Here is a 10935-nt window from a genome sequence, read left to right as displayed (position 1 = left end):
GCAAGGCCTACTCTTAACTTTAGCTTGCTAATTAGCCGTTACTTAGCGATTTATAAATTGTATCACCCACACCAATTAACTTATCATTTTTAAATACGAGTGGCGTACACTCGTCTTTAGTCATCTTGCCATCAGAATGAATGCTATGTGTTACATAGAATAATACCTGATAAACATCATCACCTTGCTTTAACAACTCGGTAAAGTTAGGTGTATTCAGTTTGTTTAATACGGTTTGGTAGCTTGTATCTAATGCGAGATTAGAAATCACTTCACGGTTACTTTTATGCTGTTTTTCCCAGCTAGAAGAACTACCAGCCCAATGAGTGTCGGCTTCACCGTCAGAAACAGCGATGACACAGCCAGTTAAAAATGGTGCAGTTAGAGCGGCAATTAGAAGTGCTTTTTTCATGTTTTTTATCCCTAAGAAATTGTTTTATAGTTAAACCTTGATAGCAAACTGCTTGCCAAAAATTTTATTTCTAATAAAATCATTGGGTTAATGTTATTTTGCGCAATGGGGCTAAGTAAAAAATCACTAACTACTTAGCTCTATTGACTAATATATTGCCTTTTAGACCAACCTGTTACGCATCTCGCCCTGATTAAATGCCTGAATATTTAAAGCTATTTCGTTAACTAAGCGAACAATAGACTCTTGGCTTGCCCATGCGATGTGAGGCGTGAGCAATAGGTTTGACCCTTTGTAGAGTGCTAGCGGGTTTGATTGCTCTGCGGGTTCTTTGCTGAGTACATCAACACCAGCTCCAGCAATGATATTATTAGCCAATGCATCTGCTAAATCAGCTTCATTGATGATACCACCACGGGCGGTATTAATAATGATGGCTGACGGTTTCATCATTCTTAACTCTTCCGCGGCTATTTGGTTGCGAGTTTCATCAGTTAGCGGGCAATGGACACTAATAATATCCGCTGTTTTTAGGGCGTCATTAAAACTGACGCGACCTTCACGAGGTGCTTGGCCTTTACGCTCACTGATGATGACTTTGGCACCAAAGACTCGTGCTACGTCGGCAACGGCTTTACCCAGTGACCCATAACCAACAATTGCCAATGTTTTGCTGGCAATTTCATTAAAGCTGTAATCTAGGCGACAAAACATCGGGCTTTTTTGCCATAAGCCTTGCTGACAATCATTAATGTATCTGTGAGTATTACCCAATAAATTAGTGATTAGAGTAAAGGTATGTTGCACCACACTTGGTGTTGAATAGCCCGCTACATTTGTCACTGCAATGTTATGCTTCTTAGCCGCCTCTAAGTCAATGTTGTTAGTACCTGTGGCTGCAACGCAAATGAGTTTTAAATTAGTCAGCTTAGCCATGGCGTGCTGATCAATCACCACTTTATTACTGATAACTACATCTGCATCTTGGCTGCGCTCAACAACTTGTTCTTGGTTGGTTAAGTCATAACAGGTTAATTTACCTAATTGCGCTAAGGCATCTAGCGAAGTGTTGGCTAATGTCGCTGCATCAAGGACAGTAATATTCATGTGCTTTCCTTTTTTAATTTATTGCTTGACCTTGGGGTGTACTCCAAGGTTTATAGTGAGCATAATAAATAAACGCTTCACAATGGAGACGGTGATGAAAATAGGTGAGTTTGCCCGTCAGTTGGGTGTCTCAACAGATACGCTAAGGTACTACGAAAAGCATGGTTTGTTAACGCCAAGTTCGCGTTCAGACGTAGGATATCGTTTTTACTCTGAGGATGATTATAAGCAAATGGCTTTTATTCTCAGAGCAAAGAATGTTGGCTTTAGTTTGGCTGAGATTAAAGAGCTACTTCAGATTAAATTTCATAAAGATCAGCACTCTTGCCATGAAGTTAAAGAGATGACGTTACAAAAACGTGATCTCGTTGCACAAAGAATTGCAGAGCTTACTCGCTTTTATGACTCACTTTCATTATTGGCAGATAAATGTTGTGGCGGTGAAGAACCTGCTGAAAACTGTTCGATACTAACGACGCTGGAGGATATCGATGGACTTACTCATTAATTTTTGGCACCTGTTTTTACTCTCAGCACCTTGGTTAATGCTAGGCTTATTCATCGCAGGTCTTTTAAATGTGTATTTGCCTGCCAACTTTCTTAATCGCCATTTAGGCAAAGAAGGCTTATGGACCACAGTGAAAGCGGCCTTTATTGGTGCCCCAATGCCACTGTGTTCATGTGGCGTAATCCCTGCGGCAATTGGTTTAAGAAGAGCGGGGGCGTCAAAAAGTGCCACCACAGCATTTTTGGTATCAACTCCTGAAACTGGGGTCGATTCGGTCTCCGTATCTTATGTGTTATTAGGTCCATTTATGGCGGTGATTCGCCCTATTGCAGCCGTATGCAGTGCGATTGTGGCAGGTGTTTTAGTAGGTAAAGACAGTGAACTTCATCAACAGCAAAGCACAATACCAAATAAAGAAAGCACTAAAACAGACTCTTGTTGTAGCAGTAAACAACCAGAGCCTATGACCGCATCAAGCTGTTGCAGCAAAGAGGCACCTGTTAAGCCCGCGCAAAGTTGTTGTAATAAGCAAACGCTTAAAGAACCTGAGCCTGTTAAAAAAACAAGTTGTTGTAGTAGCAAGGAACTGCAACCAACACAGGGTCAGCAACACAGTTGCTCAACAGAAAAAGAAGCACCTTCGCAGAAAAGCTGTTGTAGCAGTGAGCACTCAACTAAAACCGTTGAAAGTCGTTTTAGCAAACTGAAACGCGCGGTGAGTTTTAGTTGTAACAAGCTGCTTGAAGACACCATGATCTGGTTAATGATCGGTTTATTCTTTGCTGCTCTAGTACAAACTTATGTACCAGAATCTTATTTAAGCCAGTGGGGTAATGGCATCCTTGCGATGCTGGTGGTCATTTTAATCAGTATTCCTATGTACATCTGTGCGACTGCATCGACACCTATTGCGGCAGGCTTATTACTCAGTGGTGTGTCCCCCGGTGCGGTGCTCGTGTTTATGTTAGCTGGGCCAGCAACTAATATTGCAACGCTTGGTGTGGTTGGAAAAGAGCTTGGCAAGCGAGCAGTATTTGCCTACCTATTAGGGGTAATTGGAACGGCGCTAGCATTTGGCTTTTTAACCGATTATTTAGTGGCGCAGTATGGTTTTGTGGTTGCGCCTATGATGGGCGAAGAGCATGAAGTTTTACCTCATTGGTTAAGTCTTGCAGCGGGTATTGTATTGGCGATTTTAATGCTTAGATTGGTCCTCAAAATGGTATTAAAAAAGTCGTCTCAAACTGGTAAGAGCATTACTTAATTATTTGTTATAAAAATATTTTTTTACATTGATTGGGATTTAAGTTGGTTAACTATCGCGTCTCGGTTCGCATTTAAAATTGTCTGAGTTATAATCCGCCAATTATTTTTAACGGCACGCATCGCGTGCCGTTTTTTAACTTAAGTAGTTTTTAATGAGTGAAAGTGTGGATAAATACGCCGACATAAGACCTTACAATGATGATGAAGTAGCTGATTCAGTAGCGCGTTTGATTGCTGATAATGCCTTTGTAGATGTAATCGCTAAGTATAACCTACCGCGCTTTTTATCGAACTTCCCATTTCTTACTCGTCCATTGGTACGCAGCCAACTGCGTAAAAAATGGGGTAACACCTCATCGGTTGAGCAAGTTCAGCATGAAGTGGCTGATTATTTAAATAAATTAATTACCCGTACGACTTCAGAAGTGACGTTTTCTGGCATAGATAAACTAGATCCAAAACAAGCCTATTTATTTATCTCGAATCATCGCGATATCGTGCTTGATCCTGCATTAGTGAATTGGGGCTTGTTTAAGCACAATATGCCGACAGTGCGCATCGCAATTGGTGATAATTTACTGCAAATCCCTTATATCACTGAGTTAATGCGTTTAAATAAGAGCTTTATTGTGAAGCGTTCAGCGAAAGCACCAAAAGAGATGCTAAAAGCGCTGTCGCAGCTGTCTGCTTATATTTATGACTCATTAACAGAGGGTCATTCAATTTGGATAGCCCAAAAAGAAGGTCGAGCAAAAGACGGTTTTGATCAAACAGATCCAGCCTTACTTAAAATGTTGCAGTTACAAGGTCGTAAGCAGAAGAAAGAATTTGCTGAGTACGTACGCGAACTAAAAATTGTACCTGTGTCTATCTCTTATCAATACGAGCCATGTGCGATTGCTAAAGCGAAAGAGCTTTATCATAAACAGCAACATGGTCAGTATGTTAAACAGCAGGGTGAAGACATTGCCAGTATTGTTGAAGGCTTTAGTACAGCCAAAGGACATGTACATTTAGCGTTTGGCGAGCCAATTGAGTCGGGCTGTGAATCGCCTGAGGAGCTTGCAAAAACGATTGATCAGCAAATAGTTGATTCGTTTTTCTTACACCCAGGTAACTATATAGCGGGTGGTTGCACGCAAGCTATAATTGATGAAGAAGATGCCGCTGCCTTTAATGAGCGCATGGCGAAAGTGCCAGAAGAGTTAAAACCTTTGGTATTAGCGATGTATGCAAAACCATTTCATCGTAAAGCAGAACTTGCTACAAGCGAGTCTGAGTAAGCGATACAGTTAGTTTAAGAGGCCACTTTTTAAAGTGGCTTTTTTTATGGTTAATTTTCAGGCTATACTTTTAATATTCTTTATTAACCGGCATTTGTGATGCAACAAATTGAAATATTTGAAATTCCAAGCCCTTGCAAAGGGATATGCCAAGTTAATAACCGAGGCTATTGTAAAGGCTGCTATCGCAGTCGGGATGAGCGTTTTTATTGGAATCAGTTTACTAACGCGGAAAAGCGTAAAGTGATTAGCTTATGCCAACAGCGTTACAAACGTTACCTTCAGAAAAAACAGCAAGCACAACAGCAGCAAACAAACCCTGAGCAAGGTGGTTTTGATTTTTAAAATTCAGTGAGGTGGTATTTTGATTTTAGAAAGTGCACCGTACCGTTTTCATCAAGCTTTTTGAGTACCATGGTCAGTTGTGGAATTATTGCTTTATGGCGTTTGTGAACAAAGTGATAGCTCTGCATTGGCATTAACACTTGTTTATGAAAGGCTGTTTGATTAAAGTTTGGGTGCTTAGTTGACAGTAAAAAGTCTAGCAATATTGTCCCTTCAACACGTTTTTGTGTTAGTAAATTAAGCTGAGCAGTGACATTTCTGACTTTGATAACATCACCATTAAATGGGTGACGTTCGATATAACTCTGTGCAGCTGGGTAGCTTGATTGAATTGCTAAAGACTTGAGCTCTTCGTATTGACATTGCTGGCAATTTTTCAGCAGCACTAAATTAAAATCAAAAAGCGGATAATCGACTTTCAATAAATTAGGATAATTATCCTTAACATCAGCAATGCGACCTAACTGTCCATCGAGCACACCTTGGTTAGCGGCTACTAAAGCATTTTGATGATTGAAATCGATAATATGGACCTCATAACCTATTTCCTTATAAGCCATTTTCATTAAATCAATAACATAGCGAGCTTGTGGTGTATCGGCAGGACGATTAAAAATCAGTAAGTTTGTGCTGGCGTTACTTAAGAAGCAAAAAAGCAGCAAAAATAAGGCAAATCCGTAATTAAGATACTTCGACAACGTGCATTCCTTGCGTACATAAATTGCTCGTTAATCTACTTATATGTGCCTCCAAAATCAAGTTTGTCGTGGTCTTTTTAGCCTAATAAAAGCGATTAAAGCGGTCTAATTTTGTTATACTTGTTAAATCAAAAAATTTATTGCTGAGAAAGTATGAGTTTCAATTTATGTAAATTGCCGCGAGAGCAAAAATATCAAATTCAATTGGATTACGAAGCGTCTTTTTGGGCCTATCAAATAAAGCGCGGAAAAAACACGCGTGAGGGCGTCTATACTGCAATAAACAATCGCCCTATCTCTGAGCAAGCTTTTCTTAAGCAGCAATTTGAGCATTACCTTTCGCTAATGAGCTAACATGGCAGACTTCAGATTTTGTTTACTTGAGCCGATTAAAACGCCCTTAGTAAATAAATTTTATGACAAAAACAATGCCCGTGGTCGAGCGACCAAAGCGGATCAGGTGTGGGTTGTTTACAATGAGTTAGAAATAATTGCTGCCTGCCGGGTTCAAGACCAATCAGGACAATTGTTTTTGTCTACTCTTTATGTTGATGAAATGTGGCGGGGTCAAAAGATAGCCTCACAATTGCTTACTACTGTAACTGATGCACAAAAAGGAACCGTTTTTACCTTCGTGTACCAAAATCTGATTGATCTTTATCTACAAAATGGGTTTAACTATGCATTAACATTACCCAATTCTTTGCAATCGTTGTTTGAGGTATATGCGCATCGAAAAGTAGTTGCGATGCACTTTACGCGTGACACAGTGCCAAGTTAGCAATTTGGAACGTCAATGACTAAGTTCTTCTCCAGTATAGCGTTATTTTTTATTTTGACTTGTGGCTTGTTTAGCCATTCTGCCTTTTCCCAGGTAAAACGTTTATCAACAAGTGAAGGCTTATCACAAAGTTATGTTAACACCATGCTCATCGATAATAGTGGATACTTATGGTTATCGACTGAAGGGGGCCTCAATCGTTACGATGGTTATCAGGTTGTGCATATCAAAGGCCCTAATGGTGAACTTGAAGACTCAATCATTGACCGTATTTACCAAGACCCGCAAGGTTATATCTGGATAGCTTCCCTGCAAGCGGGTTTATTCCGTTATGATCCCACCACCGACACTTATCAGCAGTTTATTGCTAAACCGACCACTGAAGAGCAAATTTTTATTGAGTCAGTGTTTAGCATGGTGGCTGTTGATGACAAAACACTATGGCTAGGGCGTGGTTGGGATTTTGCCAAACTAGACTTAGAAACGAAAAAAATCACCTCTATTTTTGAAATTCCTGAGCGGGTAAAAAGCAGTGTTATACGTGAACTTTACGCGTATCAAGGTTTTATCTTTATGGGCACTAGCAATGGCGCCTATGTTTATGAACTTGCATCTGGCAAGGTCCGTAAGTTAGAACATTTGCAAAATGAGCCAAGCCACATCTACCAAAACTATGTGAAGTCATTCTCGGTGATAAACAACAATACTTTGTTAGTTGGGGCTGTAAGAGGACTATATCAGGTAGATATTAGTAATTTGCAAGCCATGTTTGATACTCCTGACATCGCCTTTAAAAATAAATCACTGATCAGTGATTTGAATATTTGGAAGATTATTCCAGAGGCTAACTCAGTTACCTTAGGCACTGATAAGGGCTTATTTGAATATAACCTAGAAACTGGCGAGTTAGTTAAGAATATGCGCTTAAAAGAAAGTGGCTATACTCTAGCTGATACCAGCATTATTGATATAGTGAAAGACCGTTCTGGTGGGATGTGGCTAGCAACCAAAAATGACGGTGCCTTTTACCAATCTTATGATAACTACAACTTTATCAATGTTACAGCCAATACATTAAAGGGTGATGGATTATCTCATCATTCAATTTGGAGTATTACAGAGTTTCAAAATCGCCTTTGGCTTGCTACGCATAATGGTTTAACAGCGGTTGATTTAGAAACTTACGAAAGCGAGGTTTTCTTAAAGGATTATCAAGTCGATCTTATTACAACTGAGTTTAGTATCTACCAAGTAATGCCCTATAAAGATAAGCTATGGTTACATACCAATCGAGGCGTTTTAAGTTTTGATCCGAAAACAGGGCAGGCAACACCAGTAAAAGCGGCAGATCCAGAGAAACAGGTTTTAATTAATGATTGGGTTCATGGCATATTGTTGATGCCATCGGGTGACCTTTACTATGTTCATCCTGATTACGGCATGTTTGTTTATAATATTGATAGCCAAAAAGTCACCCGGTTAGGCGGTAAATTTGATGAGTTTGAGCCGTTCTTAGCTTACGGTTTTTTGCCTGCATTATCATCTAACCCAGAGGCACCTCTATTTTATAATGCAGGTATTCTCTATCAAGTAGATCCTAACACATACGAACTAACCACGATTTATACAGTCCCAGAGCAACACGAAAATGTGGCTGTGAATGTGATGTCATACATCATAGATAACAACAATGTACTGTGGTTATCATTATCGAATTTTGGTTTGATTGGTTTAGATGCCGATACTTATGAACATATTTACACAATTGATTTAGAAAAGAATAAGTTAGGTACATTGCTTTACGATATGGTACTTGATGAAGCGGGCATGATATGGATGAGTAGCCACAAAGGATTATGGCGACTAAATCCAAATAATCTGCACTTTCAACAGTTTACTGGCTCAGAGGGGTTATTCTCAACCGAGTTTAATAGTGGTGCATTTACTAAGCTTGAATCAGGGCAAATTGTCTATGGTACGTTAAAAGGATTTACTTACTTTTATCCAATGGATAACCACTATCAGCAAGCTTTAATTGATCACGTTAATATCACTAATCTTGATTTGATGTCTCGTGATTTACCCGCTGAGTTAAAACAGCCAATCGACAGTGTTGTCCTTGAGCATGATGATATAGGATTAGAAGTTGCGTTTTCGGCAATGGCATTCAATTATCAAGAGCGTATTATTTATGAATATCAGCTTGGGGATGGCCAAAAAACGTACACACGAAATAACAACCGTGTGTTATTCCCTAAACTCAGCGCAGGAAAATACCATCTTAAAGTTTGGGCTAAAGATCCATTAACGGGAGATTTAACGCCGCCCGCTATTTTGAATATCGAAGTAAAATACCCACTTTGGCGCGCACCACACTTCATTATTTTATATGTGATTCTGGTTGCACTATTTGTAGCTGCTTGGATATTTAGACGTAATCGAATGCAACAAATATTGCTAGCAGCTCATAAAGAAAGTAAAGAGAGTGAAGCGCGATTAAAGCTCGCTCTTGAAGGTAGTCATTCAGGTGTATGGGATTGGTCATCGCAAAGCCCAATTATTTATCAACCACGTCTTAAAAATGAGCTCGGCTATGAGACCGATAGCGTAAACTTAGATGATTATTTAGCAAAGATTCACCCACATGATAAACAAACCTTCCGTTTAGAGTGGTTAGAGTTTTTATCGACTCAAAAAGGTTATTTCAATTGTACTTACAGGCTGCGTCATGCCGATGGTAATTGGCGTTGGTATAAAGACTTTGGCAAAGTGGTTGAATGGCAAGGCAATGCTCCTGAAAAAGTAGCTGGCACTTATACGAATATGACTCGTGAGTTAGTATTTGAGGAAAATGCTCGCTTGTTTGGTGCGGCATTCGAACAAACACGAGACTGGGTATTTATCTTAGATAAAAACTTACGTATTCGAGCTACCAATAAATCCTTTCAAGATGCATTTGGTTTTCCGGCTGAGCCGCGTTCTAGTCGCTCGTTAACCTTAGGGATGCCAATTCCTACACGAATTCATTACTTGCGCATTATGCAAAAGCTTAAATCTGGTGAGCACTTCTCTGCAGAAGATGTAGTTTCAGTTGCGAGCGGTGAAAAGCGCCAAGTATTGATAAAAATAAGTGCAGTAGCAGGTAATAACCGCCAACTTGATAGCTATGTGATTATTGTTACTGATATTAGCGCGCAAAAGCTGGCTGAAAGTGAGCTACATTTACTCGCTAATTATGATGCTTTAACCGGCCTACCTAATAAAACCTTGTTTAATGATCGGGTGGTCCACGCTATTGAACAGGCTGATTATCATCAAACAAAAGTGGCGTTATTAAACGTTAATATTAAGCGCTTTAAGCATTTTAATGATTCACTTGGGCGCGAAGAATCAGATGAACTAATCAAGCGAGTTGCTAAGCGCTTAAAGCATGTACTTCGCCCGCAAGATAGTGTGGCACGTTTCGATGGTGATGAGTTTGTGATCCTTGCTGAAGATTTTAAACAGCTGGATGAATTACTATTACTATGCGCTAAAGTAATGGATTGTGTTGATACACATATTGAACTGAGCCAACAAGCGGTAAAAGTAAACCTTAGCGTCGGTGTTGCTGTTTACCCAGATGATGCAAAAGACACAAAAGCGTTATTAAAAGCAGCTAATGTGGCACTTTATCACGCGAAAAGTCATGTTGAAGGGTGTTATCAGTTCTATAAGCAAGAAATGAATTTACAAGTGCAGCGCACTTTGCATTTAGAATCTCAGTTAAGTAAAGCTTACCAAGAGCACGAGTTTTGTAATTTTTATCAGCCAATAGTAAGCGCAGAAACTTGCCAAGTTGCAGGGCTTGAAGTGCTTCTACGTTGGCCGAGTAATGATGAATATAAACCTGAAGACTTCGCTAATGCCGCAGAAAGTTCAGGGCTTATTACCAAAATTATGTTGCAAACTCTATCGAGAGCATTGATTGAATTGCGCCAGTGGCGTACTACGCATCCTGATTTATATATTTCAATTAATCTCTCCGCCCTTGATTTTGAAAGCGAAAATCTGGTTGAAAAAATACATCAATCAATAAGCGCAATTAATGTACCTGCGAGTGCATTAGTTTTTGAAATCACCGAATCAGTTATGATGCATGATTCGGATAAAGCGCAGCAAAGTATGGAAAAGCTCAAAGCGCTAGGTTGTCGTATTTATATGGATGACTTTGGTACGGGCTATGCCTCACTGACCTATTTAAAACGTTTCCCGGTCGATGTACTGAAAATAGACAAGAGCTTTGTTAATGACATCGGAGTCGATAAAGGCGATGAGGCTATCATTAACTCAACACTTACCCTTGCAAAAAGTTTAGGTAAAGAGTGTGTAGCTGAAGGAGTTGAAAATCGCACCCAGTTACAATTCTTACGTTCTTTAGGGTGTGAGTATTTCCAAGGTTATTTGTTCAGCAAACCTGTGGCGGGAGACGAAGTGAAAGCGCTTTTAGATACACAGTGGAGCGATGAGTTTTTAGGGTAAAGCTAAACGCTTTA

The 10935-nt window shown here is 39.7% G+C and carries 10 protein-coding genes; 7 read left to right on the top strand and 3 right to left on the bottom strand.

The genetic code is table 11. The features are described from left to right. Positions 1 to 31 precede the first annotated feature (31 nt). On the bottom strand, positions 32 to 412 hold the full coding sequence (locus EVU92_RS00850) for a DUF3192 domain-containing protein (RefSeq protein WP_130049661.1): 381 nt from the start codon (positions 410 to 412) through the stop codon (positions 32 to 34). A gap of 162 nt (positions 413 to 574) precedes the next feature. After that, positions 575 to 1519: a D-2-hydroxyacid dehydrogenase gene (locus EVU92_RS00845; protein ID WP_130049660.1), complete on the bottom strand. Its 945-nt coding sequence runs from the start codon at positions 1517 to 1519 to the stop codon at positions 575 to 577. A 94-nt stretch (positions 1520 to 1613) separates the two neighbouring features. Between EVU92_RS00845 and zntR the strand changes: the two genes are divergently transcribed. The 4 genes from zntR (at position 1614) to EVU92_RS00825 (ending at position 4921) form a co-directional block, all read left to right on the top strand. Continuing rightward, complete coding sequence (gene zntR / locus EVU92_RS00840) at positions 1614 to 2027, top strand: Zn(2+)-responsive transcriptional regulator (protein WP_130052199.1); 414 nt, start codon at positions 1614 to 1616, stop codon at positions 2025 to 2027. Continuing rightward, positions 2011 to 3291 carry an SO_0444 family Cu/Zn efflux transporter gene (locus tag EVU92_RS00835; protein ID WP_130049659.1) on the top strand — a complete coding sequence of 427 codons (1281 nt, stop codon included), beginning with the start codon at positions 2011 to 2013 and terminating at the stop codon, positions 3289 to 3291. Before zntR ends, EVU92_RS00835 begins: the two co-directional genes overlap by 17 nt. A gap of 154 nt (positions 3292 to 3445) precedes the next feature. After that, on the top strand, positions 3446 to 4576 hold the full coding sequence (locus EVU92_RS00830) for a 1-acyl-sn-glycerol-3-phosphate acyltransferase (protein WP_130049658.1): 1131 nt from the start codon (positions 3446 to 3448) through the stop codon (positions 4574 to 4576). A 99-nt stretch (positions 4577 to 4675) separates the two neighbouring features. Then, a complete protein-coding gene (locus EVU92_RS00825) occupies positions 4676 to 4921 on the top strand; it encodes a DUF1289 domain-containing protein (protein ID WP_130049657.1) in 246 nt (81 codons plus the stop codon). Here EVU92_RS00825 and EVU92_RS00820 read toward each other — a convergent pair. After that, entirely contained in the window at positions 4918 to 5619 is a 702-nt protein-coding gene (locus EVU92_RS00820) for a transporter substrate-binding domain-containing protein (protein ID WP_233786787.1), read from the bottom strand. The two genes, EVU92_RS00825 and EVU92_RS00820, sit on opposite strands and share 4 nt — an antisense overlap. Before the next feature lie 153 nt (positions 5620 to 5772). On the opposite strand from EVU92_RS00820, the gene EVU92_RS00815 reads away from it, so the two are divergent. The 3 genes from EVU92_RS00815 to EVU92_RS00805 are packed head-to-tail and all read left to right on the top strand — an operon-like array spanning position 5773 to position 10921. Then, a complete protein-coding gene (locus tag EVU92_RS00815; protein ID WP_130049656.1) occupies positions 5773 to 5973 on the top strand; it encodes a DUF3283 family protein in 201 nt (66 codons plus the stop codon). 1 nt (position 5974) lies between these two features. Next, positions 5975 to 6400, top strand: a complete 426-nt coding sequence (locus EVU92_RS00810; RefSeq protein ID WP_130049655.1) for a GNAT family N-acetyltransferase — start codon at positions 5975 to 5977, stop codon at positions 6398 to 6400. Positions 6401 to 6415: 15 nt separating this feature from the next. Beyond that, positions 6416 to 10921, top strand: a complete 4506-nt coding sequence (locus EVU92_RS00805; protein WP_130049654.1) for an EAL domain-containing protein — start codon at positions 6416 to 6418, stop codon at positions 10919 to 10921. Positions 10922 to 10935 lie beyond the last annotated feature (14 nt).

The sequence above is a fragment of the Pseudoalteromonas sp. MEBiC 03485 genome (assembly GCF_004195145.1).
In the GTDB taxonomy this organism is placed as follows: Bacteria; Pseudomonadota; Gammaproteobacteria; order Enterobacterales; family Alteromonadaceae; genus Pseudoalteromonas; species Pseudoalteromonas apostichopi.
This window is presented reverse-complemented; position numbering and strand designations above follow the sequence as displayed.